This is a genomic window from Rosettibacter sp. KY25, from assembly GCF_057554405.1.
In genome coordinates, this window is sequence record NZ_BAAJAO010000001.1 from 250415 (window position 1) to 270203 (window position 19789).

A 19789-nucleotide genomic window follows, 5' to 3' on the forward strand; every position below is an offset into this window, starting at 1 on the left:
CCTAATGTTCAATATATTTAACTAAAATTACCTGGTTGCGATTATCATCAAGAGTAGAATATTTAACTTCATCCATAAGTTTTTTCATTAAGTACATTCCCAAGCCACCAATTTTCTTTTGTTTGTAGTATTCCTGAATATTGGGTTCTGGCACAAGTTCAGGATTAAAATGATTACCATTATCAATTATTGTTACAATGAACTTATCATCATGAACATTTATTGAAAGATTGATTATACCATCAGGAGAATAATTATAAGCATGTTTGATAATATTGGTGCAGGCTTCGTCAACTGCAAGGACAATTTTTTCAATTGTGTCTTCAGAAAATTTACACTCCTCTGCTGCCTTCCGCGTAAATTCTCTTACTTTGGAAAGATTTTCTGTAGTACTATTAACTATTAGTACTTTTTCAAATTTTTTATTCAACTGGTTCAAGATTTTTCCTGTTCGATAAACTTGTTAATAGCTTCTTTTTCATCTTTATAAAATTCATACAATAAAGGAAATCCAAGTAAATCAAAAATGTTGTAAACATTTTCTTTTAGATTGGAAAATTTAATATCACCGTTGTTTTGACGCATTGTTTCAATGTATGCCATGAATACTCCAAGACCTGCACTGCTTATGTAATTCAGCTCGTTGAAGTTAACAACCACACGGAAATTTTTTTCTTCAAGAAGTTTATTGAAAACATTTTCTAATTCCGGTGCTGTATGAGCATCAAGATAGCCCTTAACATCAATAATACTTACTGATTCAAAACGACGGAGATTTACATTAAAATCTGCCATTCATCACTCCAATTTTTTCTTGATTTGTTTTATCAAGATTTTTGTATTTACATTGATTAAAATAATTAGTTTTTACTTGAATACCATCTGAACAAAACAAGTGTAATATCATCGTGCTGTGTATTATCTTTTGAGAATATTGTCAAATCTTTGATAATCTCATTCGAAATCTCATCTAAAGTTTTGTCACAATTTTTTTGAATTATCTTTTCTAATCTTTCATAACCATAATCTTTGTATTCAGCATTTTTTGCTTCTGGAATTCCATCAGAATAAAATGCAATAATATCACCATCTTTGAGATTAATTTGCATTTCTTTCAATGAGTTTGCAAAACCATTTGAATAATCCAAGCCCAATCCAAGACCTGATGGAAGCAGTCTTTCAATTTTTCCTTCAGAGCAATAGATTACAGGAGGATGACCTGCCCTTACAAAATTAAGAATTCCATTTTTTATATCCACAATTCCATAAACTGCTGTAACAAAACTTTTGCGGTTCAAACTATTTTTAAGCACTTCATTAATTTTTATCAGCAATTCTGTTGGCGATGTAATTAATTTCGCCAGCGATTCAAAAATGCCTTTTATCTCAGCCATTATGAATGCAGCAGTAATGCCTTTACCCGAAACATCAGCAACAACAAAACCTAATTTGTTGTCGTTCAATTCAAAAAAGTCATAATAATCTCCTCCAACTTCAAAAGCTGGAATAAACATTGCAGAAATTTTTAATTGTTCAGATTCTGGAATTTTATTTGGTAAAATTTTTCTTTGTATATCTCTTGCAACATCGAGTTCTTTTTCAAGTCGTTCTTTTTCAATTGATTCTGCAATCAATTTAGCATTTTCAAGAGCTACAGCTGCATAATCTGCAAATGCTTGAATAGAACGTTTGTCTTCTTCATCAAAATTTACTTCATGCCGTCTTGCAGCAAATAGATAACCATTAATAGCTCCATGAACCTTAAGTGGTGCTATTGCAATTGATTTGTAATTTAAATTGTCATTGCTTTCGTTAAGAAAACTGCTGTCAAGTATGTTAACATTTGTTAAAGGTTCTTTTTTCTGTAAAAATTTTTTTGTTAATCTATCTGCATCAACATAAGCAATATTTTTCACAGAGTTCAATTCGTAATCACCGTCATTTTTGGTAACAAGCCACGCTGCATATGAATTACAAACTTTAGTTGTTATCGAAGTAACAGTATCTGCTAATTCTTTGAAATCAAAAACTTGCGTTATTAATTTTGTTAAATCCATTAAAGAAGAAACTTCTTCAGATTTTCTGTCAAAAGCTTCAGCAGTCGGCATGTGAAATAATGTTGTAAAGAGTATGATTCCAAAGTATATCATTCCATAAATCATAATTAAACTGTAAATAGAGACAAAACCTGATGAAAAATTTGAAAGAAAAATTTTAGCAGTTGTGTTTTCATTTAATAAAGAATAATTAAGTCCAAACAGAATTGATAATACAACCGAGATTATCAATAAATAGGTTTTTTGCTTTTTTGAAAGAAATGCAATCCAAGATACTTTTAATGAATTCAAGCATATTAAAACAATTGAAACGACATAAAATGCATCATGAATAAAATCGAGTGAAGAATCAACCTGGGATAAATCCGAGAAAAAAGTTATTGCAAAGAAAATTATCATTGTATTGAAATGCAATGACTGGTCTTTAATCTGCCGAAGGAAAAAGAGTGTTCTGAATGTCGAAAATATATAGATTACAGAAGCAATAAAAACAAAGTCGATTACAATTGAAATTAAAGAATTAAAAACATCCGTATGATAATTTTCCTGAATATTTTTGCCGAATAAAGAATTTGTAACTGAAATGATGAAGAAAATTAAAGCTGCAAGGATTCCGGAATTTAGAATTAAAGAAAGTGGGGCTTCTTTCTTTGTTTCAACGATTGAATTCATGTAATGAAATAAAAAGTAAAGAACACCAAAGACCAGCACTTCGTTTATTATAAAAAGAATCAATGAAGTATGGATTGGAAATATCAGATTAAAGATTACAAGTAAAATCGAAATTATAATTGTGTTTTCTAATCTTCTGGCTAATGTTGTTCTAAAATTATTTGTATTCATTTCATAAAATCAATTTTTATACTTGACAGATTTTTTATATTTCTTTTTTGCTTCATAAACTGAATCAGAATATTTCTTTTCTAACTGCCTGCCAAGCGAATCCATTTTTTTGCCAAATTCTTCCCAATCTTTCTGCTTTGCAGCTATTTCAAGAGCTTTACTTACAAATTCAAGAGGATTTTCAAAATTCAGCTGAATTCTATCTTTCAATTCATGCTTCTGCAATTCATTATATTTTTTTTGTTCCATCTTCAAGCTACTTAGCACATTTACTCTAATGCTTTCACTTATTGCAGGGATAATTTCATTTAATTCAATCGGGATATTTATCTTAATATTATTTGTGTCCTCTATAGAAAAGTATTTTGGAATTTTTTTATTTCTATTATCAATGGATAATTCAATATTTATTTTCTTCAGCTTCTTATCAATTGCAGGTGGTTCGATATATCCATTCAAATCTAATCTTATTTTGTTTGTATCAATTGTAAAAGACTTTTTAAATATTGTATCAGGAGTAATAAAAATATATTGATTATCAGGATTCTTTTTTGCAAGAGAAATTATTTTTTGAAAATTAATATTCTTAGGAATATTTAATTTATAAATCTTAGCGGCTGCGTAGTGATTTATTTTTATAAGGTAATTTATCAAATCAGCTGTAATTATATTCTGAAGTTCTGCAAGTTTAGGATTAACTGCTATTGTTTTGTCGTTCATTAAAATTGATAAAGAAATTTCTTTTTTATAAGAATTAAGAATTGAATCAACTTTTTCTTTTTCATCTTCATTTAATCCCAAATACTCAATAAACTTGTTATAATTTTCTGTGTTTTTGTTGAATGGTAGTTTTTTAATTTCAAGAACTTGTTGATTATTTTTTTCATCAGAAACTATAAGCACTTTATTATTTTGCTTATCAATTGGTATTGTTTTATATAAAGCAAAGTTAAATATGTCTTCATTTGTAATTTGAGAGCTGGAGAATATTGGTTTTAGGTTTTCCATATAAAACGAAACTAAATCTTTTTTCCCTTTTTCAATTAATCCACTCATAGTACCTTTGTTATGATAAAAAACAAACATCAAAAAAATTGTAAGAATAATAAACGGAAGAACTGGTAAATATTTTCTAAGAAAATTTTTTTCAATATTTCCTATTGAATTTTTCACATCAAAGATTCCATTCTTTTTGAAATGGTTCAAGAATAATTCTCAAACTTTCACGAGCTCTAAATATTCTTGATTTAATAACACCTACTTCTGTTCCAAGTTGTTCAGCTATTTCTTTGTAACTTAATCCTTCAATATCTCTAAGAATTAAAGGCACTTTTAATTTCTCTGGCAATTTATCAATTGCTTTTCTAACAAGTTGTGGAAGATCAACATTTTCAGAAAATGGTCCTGTTGGATATTCTCTATCAGAATCTCCAAGAGGAACAAATATGCTGCGAACTTTTTTCTTCCTTAAAAAATCTCTGCATTTATTAATTGTTATTCTATATAACCAAGTTGTAAATTTAGATTCAAATCTGAACTCCTTTAACTTGTGATATACACTTATAAAAACTTCTTGAGAAATATCATCAACATTTTCAGCATCACCAAGAGTAATAAAGACCAAATTGCGCACTTTATCTCTGTGCTTAATAACTAGTGTTCTAAATACAGATTCATCTCCATCAATGAAATTTTTAATTAAAGCAAAATCTTCGTCCTGAACTTCAAGTATTTTAGATTTTTCTTCCAGAGCCATTGTTTTAGACGGTAATTAAGAAATAATGTTTTATTGATAAAAAAATTTTTTCAAGCTCTATCATGGTATATAAAATTATTTTATTTTTACAATAAGATTCCATAACTTAACTGCCAATATAAATATTTGTTAATCATTATACCCAAAGGAATATAAATAAGGAAACAAATAATTTTCGGGAGAAATTATGAAAATAAAAACCTATGAAAAATACGGAGCCGTTGTAATTGAGCTCAAAGGAAACGTAATGGGCGGACCAGAAGCTCAAGAATTCAGTGACCTTTTACACAAACTTTTGGAAGAAGGCAAAAAAAATGTTGTTATTGATTTAGCTGAATGTAAATTTATGAATAGTTCAGGCTTGGGTATGTTAATAAGCGGATATACAACAATGAAGAACGGTGGCGGTTCATTAAAATTAGCTAATGCTACAGAAAAAATTGAAAGTCTTTTAGTAATAACAAAATTAATCACAATATTTGAACATTATTCATCTGTTGACGAAGCAGTAAAAAGCTTTAGTAGTAATTAATTATAAACTCCGGAATTATTCCGGAGTTTTTCCCTTCTTATTAATTTAACAGGAGTAAATGATGAGTGTTACCATTGTCGTGGGAAGTCAATGGGGAGACGAAGGTAAAGGTAAAATTGTCGATTTACTTTCTGAACGATATGATATAGTTGTAAGATATCAAGGTGGTGCAAATGCTGGACATACAGTGCAAATAGGTGATAAGCAATACATTCTCCATCTTATTCCTTCAGGTATTCTAAGAGAAAATGTTATATGTGTTATTGGCAATGGAGTGGTAATTGACCCCAAAGCTTTACTTGAAGAAATAGAACTTCTCGAGAGTAACGGCATAAGTATTAAAGGAAGATTATTTATTAGTCATAATGCTCACCTTATAATGCCGTATCATAAACTCCTTGATTCAATCAGCGAAAGTGGCAATGCAAGAATTGGAACAACAGGAAGAGGTATTGGTCCCTGTTACATAGATAAATATGCAAGAAAAGGAATTAAGATTGTTGACCTTTTAGATAAAACTGTACTCGAAGAAAAAATAAAATTTAACTTAGAAGAAAAAAACAATCTGCTCAAGAAAGTTTACAATCATGAAGAATTGGATGTAAATGAAATTATTAAAGAATATCTTGAATTCGATAAAAAAATTGATCAGTATATCACAGATGTTCCAACATATCTAAATAATGCAATTTCAGAAGGCAAATCAATTTTGCTTGAAGGCGCACAGGGTACTCTGCTTGATGTAGACTTTGGGACATATCCTTATGTTACTTCTTCAAATCCTACATCTGGAGGTGCATGCACAGGAACAGGAATTCCACCAACAAAAATAATGTCAGTAATTGGAATTGTAAAAGCATATACAACCAGAGTCGGATTGGGACCATTTCCTACAGAACTTACAGATGAAGAAGGAGAACAATTAAGAAAAGCCGGAGCAGAATATGGCGCCACAACTGGAAGACCTCGTAGATGCGGCTGGTTCGATGCTTTTTTGTTAAATTATTCGAGAATGATAAATGGAATTGAAAGAGCAGCAATTACTAAACTTGATGTTCTTAGTTATCTCGATGAAATAAAAGTTTGTATAGGTTATGAAATAAATGGGAAAAGATTAAAAACATTTCCAACGGATGTAAATCAACTGATGAAAGTAAAACCAATTTATGAAACTTTGCCTGGCTGGAAAAAGAATATATCCAACATAAAATATTACGATGAACTTCCAAGCGAGGCTAAAGATTACTTGAGTTTTATTTCTGAGCAAAGTGGTTTCGAAATAAGCATAATTTCAGTTGGACCAAGTCGCCAGCAAACTATTGAACTCTAATTAATTATTTTTCACTAAAAATTATCTTTCTATGAAAATCTTCAGAGGCTCTTTTGCCTTGAAGTTAAAAATGATGCTGCTTCTTATTGGTACTCTCATAGCATTAGGAACCTGGTTCTATACTCAAAATCTTGTCAATAAATTACAAAAAAGAGAAAAAGAAATTGTTGAGTTATATGCAAAAAGTCTTGAATACATTACCAGCCCATCTTCACCCGAAACAGATTTAACATTCATATTTCAAAATGTAATTCAAAGAATTGATTTTCCATTAATTTTAACTGATGAGAATAATGAAATAATTTCCACAGAAGCAGGAATTGGCTATAAAAATATTGATATTAAAAAAGGTTTGTCTCAAAAACAAATTAAAAAAATACTAAAAGATAAATTAGAAAAATTATCAAGATACCATACACCAATTAGTGTTAAAACTCCGGATGGGAAAGTAATTCAATACATTTATTACGGTGATTCTGACATAATCGAAAAATTAAAGTACTATCCTTACTTACAGATATTATTTGCAATATTTTTTCTGCTGATTGCATACTCAAGTTTCAATTACATCAGGAAAAATGAACAAAGCAGCATCTGGGTTGGAATGTCGAAAGAAACTGCACATCAATTAGGAACACCTATCTCGAGTCTCTTAGGCTGGCATGAAATATTAAAAATGAATTTTGAAAATCCCGATAAAGTTCTTGATGTTGCTGAAGAAATTAAAAATGACTTGAACAGATTAAATAAAATTGTCACACGATTTTCGAAAATAGGTTCTCAACCTGAATTAAAAGAAGAATCTCCCTATGAAATTATCCAGAAAATTATTCATTATTTTGAAAGACGAATTCCTCAGCTTGGCAAAAATGTAACAATTTCAATCAAAGGTAATAAAGAATCAAAAGCCAAAATCAATGCAGAATTATTTGAATGGGTCATAGAGAATTTAATTAAGAATGCCCTTGATGCAATTGAAAATAAAGAAGGTAAAATAGAATTTAATATTTCATCTTCAAAAAAATATGTCAGCATTGAAGTATCTGATACAGGCAAAGGTATAGAGCATAACAAAAGAAAAGAAATATTTAAGCCAGGCTATTCAACAAAAAGAAGAGGCTGGGGTTTGGGCTTAAGCCTTTCAAAAAGAATTATTGAAGAATATCACAAAGGGAAAATTTTTGTTAAGGAATCAGTAGTCAATAAAGGAACTACTTTCAAAATTTTATTAAAAAGATAATATGAAGAATGTCGATAAATCAATTAGTTTTTTAAAATTTGATTTAATAAAAAATTATAAACTCTTTAAATTATTTTTAAAGAGAAAAATTTTTCCTTTGCATTTTGAAAACGATTATTTATATTTGCAATAGAAATATCCCTCGACACGAAGGAATTGCCCTCGTTCCTGAGTGTCGATAACCCTCCTAATAGAAGCATATCGAACTGGTATGGTGTCGCCCTCAGCCATACCAGTTTTTTTTTTATCTTATGAGATATTATTTTTATAGATTAATAATCCAATTATCTTTAGTGGAGACATAAAATGTCAAATTCTCAAAAGAAAAGACCATCATGGGATGAATATTTTCTTAAAGTTGCAATGCTTGTCTCGGAACGAGCAACCTGTCCACGTATGCATTGTGGCTGTGTAATTGTAAAAGACAAACAAATTTTATCAACTGGATATAATGGTTCAATTCCGGGAGATGACCACTGCGAGGATGTAGGCTGCATGATTGTTGATAATCATTGCGTAAGAACAATTCATGCTGAAATGAATGCACTTCTTCAATGTGCTTTACATGGGGTGAGCACACAAGGTGCAACTGCATACATAACCAATATGCCCTGCACAAACTGTGCAAAAGCTCTTATTGCTGCTGGTATCAAAGAGATTGTAATATTTTCTGATTATCACGATACACTTGCTGAAGAATTTTTTGCCAGAGCTAAAGTAAACATAAAAAGATTACCCATGCCTGGGAAAGAAATCAATTATGATTTAGAAAATTATACTTCGGCAAAAAAAATAGGTAAATAAACTTCTAAAGAATCTTATGAATTGAGAGAATAACTTAAGAGTAAATAAACTCAAAAAGCAGTATATTCAATTTAAAATTTTATTTATCTATGAAAATAACAAAAGAGAATCTGCAGAGATATTTAAAACCGCAATATTTTTTTAATCGAGAACTAAGCTGGTTGGAATTTAATAGAAGAGTTCTTGAAGAAGCTCTGAACCCACATCTTCCTTTATTAGAAAAAATTAAATTCATTTCGATTTTCTTTTCAAACCTTGATGAATTTTATATGATTCGTGTTTCTGGACTTAAAGAACAGATAAGGGCAAATGTTTACGAAGCATCAATTGACGGTTTAACTCCTATTGAACAACTAAGGCAAATTGAAAATACACTTAAGCCAATGTTAAATCAAATTTATGATTACTGGAATAATTATATAATTCCTGAACTAAGAAAAAATAAAATTTTTATTTGCAATATCGATGAGTTAACCAAAGAAGAAAAGGAAGGATTAAACAATTATTTCATAAAAGAAATTTATCCAGTATTAACTCCTTTAGCTTTTGACCCTGGAAGACCTTTCCCCTACATTTCAAATCTAAGCTTAAGTTTTGCAATCTTAATTAAAAACCAAAAAGGGGAAAAACATTTTGCAAGAGTCAAAGTGCCAAATATTTTACCTCGTCTTTTAAGAATAGATAAAATAATTAAAACTAAGTCATGCAATTCAAATGGAGCTATTAAATTTGTATGGATTGGTGATTTAATAAAATCAAATCTAAACATGCTCTTTCCTGGACTCGAAGTTCTTGAAGCTTACAGATTCAGAATTACAAGAAACACCGACCTTGAAATTCAGGAAGATGAAGCCGACGACTTGCTTCAGTTAATCGAAGAAAATATTCGTCAAAGAAAATTTGGTTCTGTTGTTCGGCTTGAAGTTGAAAAACAAATGCCGGATTATATGATTGATACATTGATTGAAAATCTAGAAATCACTCGCGATGACTTGCATATTATTGATGGCACTTTAGGATTAAGTGATGTAATTCAACTTTATGATTTATCTATGCCTCATTTAAAGGACAAACCTTTTTACCCAGTAACACCTGTAATATTTGATGAAGAAGAAAATATTTTTTCTCTCATTAGCAAAAAAGATATTTTGATCAATCATCCGTATGAATCATTTACTCCAGTTGTTGATTTTATTAAAGAAGCTTCTCGTGACCCTGATGTTCTTGCAATAAAACAAACTTTATACAGAGTTGGACAAAATTCACCAATTGTAAAATATTTAATAGAAGCAGCAGAAAGAAAAAAGCAGGTTGCAGTTTTAGTTGAATTAAAAGCAAGATTTGATGAAGAAAATAATATTTACTGGGCACGAGAACTTGAAAAAGCCGGCGTTCATGTTGTTTATGGTTTGGTTGGATTGAAAACCCATGCTAAAATGACACTTGTTGTTCGCAAGGAAGCTGAGGGCGTTAAAAGGTATGTTCATTTATCAACAGGAAACTACAATATCGAAACAGCAAAAATTTATACGGACATTGGACTCTTTACAACTGATGAAGAAATATGTGCAGATGTATCTGAAATTTTTAATTATCTTACAGGATATTCAGAACAAAAGGAATATAGAAAATTATCAGTCGCTCCAATCAACAAAAGACAAACATTTCTCGAATTAATTGAAAGAGAAATAAAAAATGTAAAAGCTGGAGGGAAAGGACATTTAATATTCAAACTCAATTCACTTGTTGACCCAATTTTGATTGCAGCATTATACGAAGCATCCCGCAACGGAGTTAAAATTGATTTAATAGTAAGAGGTATTTGTTGTTTAATTCCTCAGGTTCCTAATTTAAGTGAAAATATTAGAGTAATCAGTATTGTAGGAAGATTCTTAGAACACAGCAGAATTTATTACTTCTATAACAATGGCAAAGAAGAAATTTATTTAAGCAGTGCTGATTTAATGCAAAGAAATTTAGACCGGAGAATTGAAATTACATTTCCAATTAAAGACCCCGACCACAAAGCATTTCTTAAAGAACACATCTTAGAAACCTGCATGAGAGATAATGTGAAAGCAAGAGTTTTGCTTCCAACAGGGAAATATGTTTTTAATCATCCAGTTTATAATGAACCGATCTTAGACCATCAGGAATACATGATGCAGCTTGCTATTTCTAATTCCAAAAAAACAATTACTCATGAAATCAATAATGTTAAAAGCATCAGGAAAAGTTTATAGATTTCAAGAAAGAATATCAAATATTAAAATCATTCATATACAAATTAATTATCTGTTACAATTAAAAAATCTTATCCAAATAAAAACCAGATTCTTGAAACAATAAAACAAACCGAAATTCCCAGAATAATTGGAAGAAAAGTTGAAATTAAAGCCCACTTCACACTATTTGTTTCTTTATAAATAGTAAAAATAGTTGTGGAACATGGATTATGAAGTAAACTAAAGAGCATCAAATTAATGCCTGTTAAAGTTGTCCATCCTCCTGCATGTAACAAGGCAGCAACATCAGAAATATTTTCAAGTTCAAACATAACACCAGCACCAGCACCTACCCCTGATATTTTTGTTGTTAACACTGTAAGCATCAAAACTGTTGGAATCACAATTTCGTTGGCAGGAATTGCTATTATATATGCAAGAATAATTACTCCATTTAATCCAATAAAAACAGCAGCTGGATTAATCCAATTAATAAAATGTTCAGCCAGACTAATTTGATTAACATTAATATTAGCAACTAGCCAGATGAGCGCTCCAGCCGGCAAAGCAAAAACTACTGCTCTCCATAATACAAATATTGTTCTATCAATTAGGGATGTATAAAGAATCTGTAAAATTTTTGGTGGACGATAAGGAGGCAATTCTAGACTAAAAGCTGAGGCTTCTCCTTTTAATAATGTTCTTGATAATAACCATGAAACAATCAAACTAAAAGCAATTCCTATTATTGCAATGCCTACAACAGCAGCTGCGGAGATTAATCCTGCTAAATATGGCGGCACTAAGCTCCCAATAAAAATTGATGCAATTAAAATTTGTGTAGGCCATCTTCCATTGCATAAAGAAAAATTATTTGTGATTATTGCTATTAATCTTTCACGCGGACTATCGATAATTCTTGTTGCAATTACACCAGCAGCATTGCAGCCAAATCCCATAGACATTGTTAAAGCCTGTTTTCCATGAGCTCCTACTTTTTTGTAAAGACTATCCATATTAAATGCTACTCTTGGCAGATAACCAAAATCTTCAAGAAATGTAAATAATGGAAAGAATATAGCCATTGGCGGAAGCATAACACTTACAACCCATGCCATAGCAAGATAAGCTCCATCAATTAAAACACCGCTGAGCCACCACGGAAAATGTAAATCAAATGCAATCCCTTTTAAGAATGGATGAATTGTATCAACAAGCAAAAATGAAATTAATTTTGAAGGATAATTTGCTCCTACAATGGTAAGCCAAAATACTAACGCAAGAAGTAAAAACATAATTGGAAAACCAGTCCATTTGCTTGTTACAATTTTGTCTATAAATCTATCTAAATCGAATTTTTGTTTTTCCCCTTTTTTAATTACAACACTTTGAGCAATTTCTTCTGCATTTTTATAAATTGACTCAATTATTAAATCATGCAAGCCATCTCCAAGATGCCATCTTAGCTTGTTTGCTGTTTCAATTAAATTTTCTCTATCCATAAAGAATATTCTCCATATTTATACAGAAACATTTTCTGCTAATTTAATTGTTCCTATTTCGCCCGAACGAACAGCATCAATAATTCTCTGGTCTCCTTCAAGTAAACGCAATGCAATCCATCTTGTATTATTAAGATTAGGAAATAATTCTTGAAGTTTTTTATCAAGTTCTTCTACAGCATGTGTAAGTTTGTTAAAACCATGAGTTACTCTGAATGGTCTGCAAACATAACTTCCTGTTGCAACTTCATAAATCATTTTTAATAACTCAGAAATTCCAATTTTTTCTCTTGCTGCTGTGGGAACAACAGGAATTCCCAATTTCCTTGATAATTGTCTATCATCAATCTTGATACCGTGTCGTTCTGCTTCATCAATCAGATTAAGACATAAAATTGCTCTATCTGTAATTTCCAAAACTTGAAGAACAAGATTAAGATTTCTTTCCAATCTTGTAGAATCAACTACAATTACAGTTACATCAGGTTGACCAAATAAAATAAAATCTCTTGCAATTTCTTCATCAGTACTTGTAGAAAGCAAAGAATAAGTTCCGGGCAAATCAACAATTTTAAATCGCTTATTGGCATAAATAAAACCGCCTTCTGCTCTGCTTACAGTTTTGCCAGGCCAATTTCCTGTATGCTGTTTTAATCCTGTTAGATTATTAAAGACAGTACTTTTCCCAGTATTTGGATTTCCAGCTAATGCAACAACATAGTCAAAGTCAGTCATATCAATACCAAGTCTTATCAAATGACTTAAATTATGAGCAGGACAATTAGCGCAATTTTTACTTAATTCATTTTCCATTTTTAATTTACCTCTTTAATAAAAATATAATCAGATTGATTTTTGCGTAATGCTATTAATGTTCCTCTAACTTCATATGCTACAGGGTCTCTTCCAATGCTTTCAAGGACTGCCTTAATTTTTGTACCTGGCACAATTCCTAAATCCAGCAATCTTCTTCTTTGCTGTCCTCTCAAAGCTCTTGATAAACTAGAAATAATTGCTGTCTCTCCTACTCTAAGTGTTGATAATGGTTTAATTGATTCTTTAACAAAAACTTTTTCTTCAATTTCTTTAACACTAATATTTTTTGCTTCTGTTAAGGATAATAAAATTTCTCGTCCCTCGGTTTTGATTAATACTTTATCACCAGAATTTCTAATTACCTGCAGCTGCATATCTGGAAAAATTCGATAAGAATTTAATGCCGCATAAATTTCTTTGGGCTCATCTTCAATGTGAATAATTTGAGCAAGTGCACCTTCTCTCATTTCATTAAGAAATTTACTTTTTTCTTTATGAATAATTCCTTTTTCGGTTGGAATTGGGTCTCCGTGAGGATCAATTAAAGGATTCCCAAGTTCGACTGCAATTTTGTTTGCTTCTTCAATTTCTATTTCATGTTCTTTTTCTTCTGCTAATTTATGCCACTGCGTTCCATCTATACTTGTTTTTTCTGCAAAATATCTTTCAAGCAATCTATGAATTCGTATAATTTTAAGTGCATTATCTCTTCCACTTTCTGTTAATGAAATTATTCCTTCATTACTTTCAATTAAATTCAGTTCTTCAAGCCTATCAATCAACTTTTTTGCATCATCTCTTTTAAGTGATAAACTTTTACCAATACTATCAATTGTGCAGAGATAAGAATTATATTCACCGTCATAAAGTTGTTTTAATGTATCTTCAATTAAGATTTTTTCCTTTTGCTTTTTGATTTTTACAAATCTTTCAATAATCTTTTTTCGATAAAGAAGAATTATTACTACGAATATTATTATGAGAAATAAAAAAATTTTCATGAACTCACCTCGCATTTTTAACAAATCTAACCATTAAATTTTTTGCAATCTTTTCACTCACTGTAACAGTTTTTCCACTAAACTTGATTATCATAGATTTATCGAAAGAAACAATATCTGAAACTTCAAAAGGTGTATTTAGCATCAAGCCAATTTTAGTCAAATATTTTATCAGTCTTCCATCTGTGTCGTCCACTTGAGCAAGTTCATAAATTTTTCCAATCTCGCAGGAATTCATAGAAATTAATTTAGGAATTTTAGGCATCGTTCCATCTTTTCGAGGGATAGGATGTCCATGAGGGTCCAATTCTGGAAATCCAAGATATTCATCAATTTTATCAATCAAATAATCCGAGGTATAATGTTCAAGTTTTTCGGCTTCATCATGAACTTCACTCCATGGAATTTTAAGCACTTCAAGCAAAAACATCTCCCACAGCCTGTGTTTTCTTATCACTTTTAATGCTGCTTTCTTTCCTTCTTTAGTAAGTCGCATTCCTTTGTATTTTGTATAAGAGATTAATCCTTCGCCAGCAAGTTTTTTTGCCATATCACTTATTGCAGAATTAGATATTGATAATCTTTCTGCAATTTTGGAAGTGGCAGCGCTTTCGCCTTCAATGCTATGTGTGTAAATCAATTTTAAATAATTTTCTTTTGATATTGTTGACATAACTAAGCATTTTTTATTTTAAAGTTAAGTATACTTAAATATATAATCAAGCTTATTAAACTATTTTTTTCACTTAAACAAATTATTTAGAGAATTTCAAAATAATTTTTGTATCTATAATTAATACATGAACCATACTGAAATTTTTAATGTTCAATAGGTAGTAACTAAAGAAATTATTATTTTTGTGTTTAAATTATGGAGTAAATATGAATTTGAACATTGATAATATCAAAAATGCATTAAGAAATGTAATTGACCCGGATTTGCATCGAGATATTGTAAGTCTGAACATGGTCAAAGATATCAAAATAAATAATTCTGAAATTTACATAGACATACAGCTTACAACTCCTGCCTGCCCATTAAAAGATAAAATTAAACAAGACTGTATCGATGAAATTAAAAAAGCTTTCCCTTCGGTTGAAAAAGTAACTGTGAACATGAGTTCAAATGTTCAATCAAAAATGACAAATAAAGACTCAATTTTGCCAGGAGTTAAAAATACAGTTGCAGTGGCAAGCGGCAAAGGAGGGGTTGGCAAAAGCACTGTTGCAGTAAATATTGCTGTTGCTTTATCAAAATTGGGTGCCAAAGTTGGTTTAATTGATGCTGATATTTATGGTCCAAGCATTCCTTTGATGCTGGGAATTAAAAATAAGCCTCAGATTTATCAGGATACATTAACTGGGAAAATGATTCCTCTTGAAAGTTATGGAATAAAAGTTATCTCGATTGGATTTTTAATAGATGAAGATTCTCCTGTAATCTGGCGTGGACCAATGGCAAGCGGTGCTATTAAACAATTTATGTCGGATGTTAACTGGGGGGAGCTTGATTATTTAATCTTTGATCTGCCTCCAGGGACAGGTGATATTCAACTAACATTAGTTCAAACAATTCCTTTAACTGGAGCTATAGTTGTTACAACTCCTCAAGATGTATCACTCATTGATGTTAAAAAAGCAATGAGAATGTTTCAGCGTGTAAATGTTCCTATATTTGGAATTGTTGAAAACATGAGTTATTTCATAGCACCGGATACTGGTAAAAGATATGATATTTTTGGCAACGGCGGAGGAGAAAAATTATCAAAAGAACTTTCTGTTCCTTTGCTTGGCCAAATTCCAATTAATCCAAATATCCGTATTGGCGGCGATTCGGGCCAACCTATAGTCTATTCTGACCCAGAATCTGAAGAAGCAAAAAAAATCTTTGAAATTAGTAAGAATCTTGCTGCACAGATTAGCATAAATAATTTTTCTGAAAATACTCCTAAAATTGAAATAGTTTTAGGAAATTAATTAATTGAGGTAAATATGAGTGATACACTCAAAAATGATACTCTAAAAGAAAAGGTTGAAAAAGCTCTGGAAACAATTCGACCTTACCTTAAAGCAGACGGCGGTGATGTTGAATTAGTGAAGGTTACACCAGATGGCATTGTTGAAGTTAAATTAACAGGCGCATGTATTGACTGCCCAATGTCTCAAATGACATTAAGAGCAGGAGTAGAAAGAGCACTTATTCGCGAAGTCCCTGGCATTCGCAGAGTTGAAGCTGTAAGTTGATTATTCTTATTTAATAAATAAATTAGAGAGTAAAAATGCGAAAAAAAGTTGTTGCCGGTAACTGGAAAATGAATAATGACATCAATTCTTCAGTTAATTTAATTAATGAAATCAAAAAAGGATTAAATCAAAAAAATCTCAATGTTGAAGTTATAATTTGTCCCCCATTTACTTCTCTTGAAACCGCAAATGTTCTAATCAAAGATACTCCTATCAAGTTAGGTGCACAAAATATGTATTTTGAAACGAGCGGAGCTTTTACAGGTGAAATTTCTCCATTAATGCTTAAAAGTGTTGGTTGTGAATATGTTATACTTGGACACTCTGAAAGAAGAACAATATTCCATGAATCAAATCAGCTAATTAACAAAAAAATTAAATCTGCAGTTGCTAATGGTTTGAAACCAATTTTTTGTATTGGAGAAACACTTGAAGAAAGAGAAAAAGGAGAAACATTCAATGTAGTTGAAACTCAAATACGAGAAGGATTAGCTGATTTAACAGAACAAGAATTGAAAAATTTAATTATTGCATACGAACCAGTTTGGGCAATAGGAACAGGCAGAAATGCAACTCCTGAACAAGCTGAAGAGGTTCACAAATTTATAAGAGAATTGATTGCACAAATTTATTCTAAAGAATTTGCTGAAAATTTAATAATTCAATATGGTGGAAGTGTTAAGCCAGAAAATTCAAAAGATTTAATGTCACAACCTGACATCGATGGAGCTCTGGTTGGCGGCGCCTGTTTGAAAGCAGATTCATTTATAAAAATTATAGAGTCCGCTCAATAGCGGACTTTTTTATGATTCCCTACCAAATTGATATGCCCTCTCATTTTTTATATATTTGAAGGTTTATTTTACAACATTCTGAAAAAATGAATATAAAATCAAAAATTTTACCTCTGCTTTTTAGTTTTATAATTTTTAACACAAACTCCTTTTCTGAAATTAAGATTAAATCTCTTCTTTCGGAAACTGTTAAAGATTCAAGTTATTATGATATTTCCAGCACAAGAAAATTCATTCTTTTTAATGATAATTGGAAAGTTTTTACAGAGGATAACCCATCAAAAAAAATTTCTACATCACTCCCCTGCTCGTTTGAAGGCACAGAATCCCTGATTTTTGAAAAAAAATTTTTTATTTCAAAAGATGAATATCAAAAAAATACTATTAAAATCTGCTTCTGTGGCATTTTTAATTCTGTTGAAATTTCAGTAAATAAATTCACTATCGTAAAAAAATATGGTGCTGAAATTCCATTTGAGATAGAGCTTCCTAAGGATGTTATAAAACCTGATGCAGAAAATTTAATTACCTTAAAAGTTATTTCTTATTACGATAATGAAACTACTATCCCGTTAAAACCCGGATTTCTATTCCCAAAAATCTCTTCGGGAATTTTAAGAGATGTCTTTTTAGAATTCATACCAAACACATATTTATCAGAAGTCAATTTTTCTTTTTCATTCCCGGAAAAACAAAATGCTGTTAATATTAATGCAGATTTTGTTATAAAAAATCTTCGATTAATTAATCCATCAATTGATAATAAGAATGAACTCAGGGTTGATATTAATGTAAAACCAAAAAATTTTTCTGGAGTTATTGAAAAATTCAGTTTTATTATTAATGAGAGAGCAGAAATTAAAAGACAATTATCATTCTCAATCCAAAATCCTGTTTTATGGTCTCCAGAAAATCCAAATCTCTATACATTTAATGTCAGTTTATATTCAGGCAATCAATTAATTGATGAAGTAAATCGAGAAGTCGGGATTTTCAATTTGAAGCATGATGATAATCTAACTTTGAGTAACTTACCATTTACTTTTAGAGGAACAACATATTATCTAAACGAAGCTGAACTGGATAAAATTACTGCTTTCGAAAAAATTAGAAATGATTTAATGCTAATAAAAAATTCTGGATTTAATGCTGTCAGATTTGCAAAAGCTTATCCAAATCCATATGCATTAAAATACTGTCAGCAGTTAGGTCTTATAGCTTTAGTTGAACTACCATTAAATTCTGTTCCTGATGAAATATTATCTGAAAAAGAATTTCAAACAAGGGCACAAAACAAATTAAAAGATTTAGTAAGTGAATACAGAAAATTTTCAAACTCAATAATTTTTGGTTTAGGCAGTTCCTATTTACCAAATTCACTTGCAGCAAAAAATTTTATAAATAAATTATCAGAAAGCATTGATAAAAAAATTTTTACTTATGCCTCATTTGTTGGAATTCCTTCCAGTAATCAGTTTGATGTAAATTTGCTTGGTATCGAACTATATTCTTATCCTCCCGAAAATATTATGCAGCTTGAAGAAGAATTAAGCAGCATTTCGAGTAAATATTTTATATGCGAAGTCAATTATCCAAATTATATTGGAAGCTCTTCAGGTTATCTTGTCAAAAATTCTTCCGAAGCACAGGCAAAATATTTTGAAAAATTTATTGAAACTATCAATAAAACAAAATTCAGTGGATACTTTATAAATAGCATTTTTAATTATTCTGGGAATTACCATTCACTTTACGGCGGTAGCAACAATTATTACAAGCTTGGTTTATTAGATAACAGCAGCAAAGTTAACACTCTGCCATATCGAGTAGTTGAAGCATTACAAAACAACAAACAAAAAGTTACAATCCCAATTGGTGTTGCTAAAAGTGAGAATAAATTATTTTTCATTTTCATTGCACTTGGATTATCATTGATTTTTGCTGTCTTAATTAATTCAAGAAAAAAATTCAAAGAAGATTGCACAAGAGCATTATTTAGACCTTATAATTTCTTTGCCGATTTAAGGGACCACAGAATTTTATCAAGTGTTTTTACTATAATTCTAATGTTCATCGAAATTGGCTCAATGTCTTTACTGTTTACTATTCTTCTTTATTATCTAAGAACCAATATTCTTTTAGAAAAACTTTTACTTTCATTCGGCGATAAATGGCTGTTAAATTCTATTAGCTATCTTGCATGGCATCCAGAAGAATGTTTTCTTTATTTGTTCGTTTCATTCTTTTTGAAAATTTTTGTTATAAGCTTCATTATAAAAATTTTCTCCTTTTTCATTAAAACAAAAGTTGACTTCTCAAGTATATACTTTAGTGTTATTTGGTCTTTTTTCCCATTTATTTTAATTCTTCCTGTTGAATTAATTCTCTATCGAATCTTAGCAATGAATGAATTCAATATTTATATACTAGCATTTACTATTTTCATGATGCTCTGGATATTACAAAGAATTTTCAAAGGTATTTATGTTTTGTTTGAAGTAACTCCTGGTAAAGTATATTTCTATGGAATTTCAATTATCATTGTTATTGCAGGCATAACAATTCTTTATTATCAATTAACAGACTCAACAATTTATTTTATTAAAAATTCTCTTGAACAATACAACTTAATATTGCATTAGAGG

16 protein-coding genes and 1 pseudogene are annotated in these 19789 nt (G+C 30.2%); 9 read left to right on the forward strand and 8 right to left on the reverse strand.

Annotated elements, in window-relative coordinates; all coding sequences use genetic code 11:
• Nucleotide 1: 1 nt before the first annotated feature.
• The 5 genes from AC27L2_RS01135 to AC27L2_RS01155 form a co-directional block, all read right to left on the reverse strand.
• Entirely contained in the window at nt 2-439 is a 438-nt protein-coding gene (locus AC27L2_RS01135) for an ATP-binding protein (protein WP_487209812.1), read from the reverse strand.
• Entirely contained in the window at nt 436-795 is a 360-nt protein-coding gene (locus AC27L2_RS01140) for an STAS domain-containing protein (RefSeq protein WP_487209813.1), read from the reverse strand. The genes AC27L2_RS01135 and AC27L2_RS01140 overlap by 4 nt, the downstream gene beginning before the upstream one ends.
• Before the next feature lie 65 nt (nt 796-860).
• Nucleotides 861-2900 carry a GAF domain-containing SpoIIE family protein phosphatase gene (locus AC27L2_RS01145; RefSeq protein ID WP_487209814.1) on the reverse strand — a complete coding sequence of 680 codons (2040 nt, stop codon included), beginning with the start codon at nt 2898-2900 and terminating at the stop codon, nt 861-863.
• A 9-nt stretch (nt 2901-2909) separates the two neighbouring features.
• On the reverse strand, nt 2910-4073 hold the full coding sequence (locus tag AC27L2_RS01150) for a hypothetical protein (protein WP_487209815.1): 1164 nt from the start codon (nt 4071-4073) through the stop codon (nt 2910-2912).
• A gap of 1 nt (nt 4074) precedes the next feature.
• Complete coding sequence (locus AC27L2_RS01155) at nt 4075-4656, reverse strand: RNA polymerase sigma factor (protein ID WP_487209816.1); 582 nt, start codon at nt 4654-4656, stop codon at nt 4075-4077.
• Nucleotides 4657-4843: 187 nt separating this feature from the next.
• On the opposite strand from AC27L2_RS01155, the gene AC27L2_RS01160 reads away from it, so the two are divergent.
• The 5 genes from AC27L2_RS01160 (at nt 4844) to ppk1 (ending at nt 10805) form a co-directional block, all read left to right on the forward strand.
• Complete coding sequence (locus AC27L2_RS01160) at nt 4844-5188, forward strand: STAS domain-containing protein (protein ID WP_487209817.1); 345 nt, start codon at nt 4844-4846, stop codon at nt 5186-5188.
• Between the two features lie 61 nt (nt 5189-5249).
• Nucleotides 5250-6518: an adenylosuccinate synthase gene (locus AC27L2_RS01165; protein ID WP_487209818.1), complete on the forward strand. Its 1269-nt coding sequence runs from the start codon at nt 5250-5252 to the stop codon at nt 6516-6518.
• 70 nt (nt 6519-6588) lie between these two features.
• Nucleotides 6589-7758, forward strand: a complete 1170-nt coding sequence (locus AC27L2_RS01170; RefSeq protein WP_487209819.1) for a sensor histidine kinase — start codon at nt 6589-6591, stop codon at nt 7756-7758.
• Between the two features lie 306 nt (nt 7759-8064).
• Complete coding sequence (locus AC27L2_RS01175) at nt 8065-8562, forward strand: deoxycytidylate deaminase (RefSeq protein WP_487209820.1); 498 nt, start codon at nt 8065-8067, stop codon at nt 8560-8562.
• 89 nt (nt 8563-8651) lie between these two features.
• Complete coding sequence (gene ppk1, locus AC27L2_RS01180; RefSeq protein WP_487209821.1) at nt 8652-10805, forward strand: polyphosphate kinase 1; 2154 nt, start codon at nt 8652-8654, stop codon at nt 10803-10805.
• Between the two features lie 71 nt (nt 10806-10876).
• On the opposite strand, the pseudogene feoB reads toward ppk1, so the two are convergent.
• From feoB to AC27L2_RS01195, 3 genes and pseudogenes are all read right to left on the reverse strand, one after another.
• Nucleotides 10877-13102: pseudogene (gene feoB, locus AC27L2_RS01185) on the reverse strand (ferrous iron transport protein B).
• A 2-nt stretch (nt 13103-13104) separates the two neighbouring features.
• Nucleotides 13105-14106: a metal-dependent transcriptional regulator gene (locus AC27L2_RS01190; protein ID WP_487209822.1), complete on the reverse strand. Its 1002-nt coding sequence runs from the start codon at nt 14104-14106 to the stop codon at nt 13105-13107.
• Between the two features lie 4 nt (nt 14107-14110).
• Entirely contained in the window at nt 14111-14779 is a 669-nt protein-coding gene (locus AC27L2_RS01195) for a metal-dependent transcriptional regulator (protein WP_487209823.1), read from the reverse strand.
• Nucleotides 14780-14988: 209 nt separating this feature from the next.
• Here AC27L2_RS01195 and apbC point away from each other — a divergent pair, with 209 nt between their 5' ends.
• The 4 genes from apbC to AC27L2_RS01215 all read left to right on the forward strand — a co-directional run bounded on the left by apbC (nt 14989) and on the right by AC27L2_RS01215 (nt 19786).
• Nucleotides 14989-16083: an iron-sulfur cluster carrier protein ApbC gene (apbC, locus tag AC27L2_RS01200; RefSeq protein ID WP_487209824.1), complete on the forward strand. Its 1095-nt coding sequence runs from the start codon at nt 14989-14991 to the stop codon at nt 16081-16083.
• Nucleotides 16084-16098: 15 nt separating this feature from the next.
• Nucleotides 16099-16350, forward strand: coding sequence for a NifU family protein (locus AC27L2_RS01205; RefSeq protein ID WP_487209825.1), 252 nt, complete (start codon nt 16099-16101; stop codon nt 16348-16350).
• Between the two features lie 35 nt (nt 16351-16385).
• Nucleotides 16386-17144: a triose-phosphate isomerase gene (gene tpiA / locus AC27L2_RS01210; RefSeq protein ID WP_487209826.1), complete on the forward strand. Its 759-nt coding sequence runs from the start codon at nt 16386-16388 to the stop codon at nt 17142-17144.
• 86 nt (nt 17145-17230) lie between these two features.
• Nucleotides 17231-19786: a glycoside hydrolase family 2 protein gene (locus tag AC27L2_RS01215; RefSeq protein WP_487209827.1), complete on the forward strand. Its 2556-nt coding sequence runs from the start codon at nt 17231-17233 to the stop codon at nt 19784-19786.
• The last annotated feature ends 3 nt before the right edge of the window (nt 19787-19789 follow it).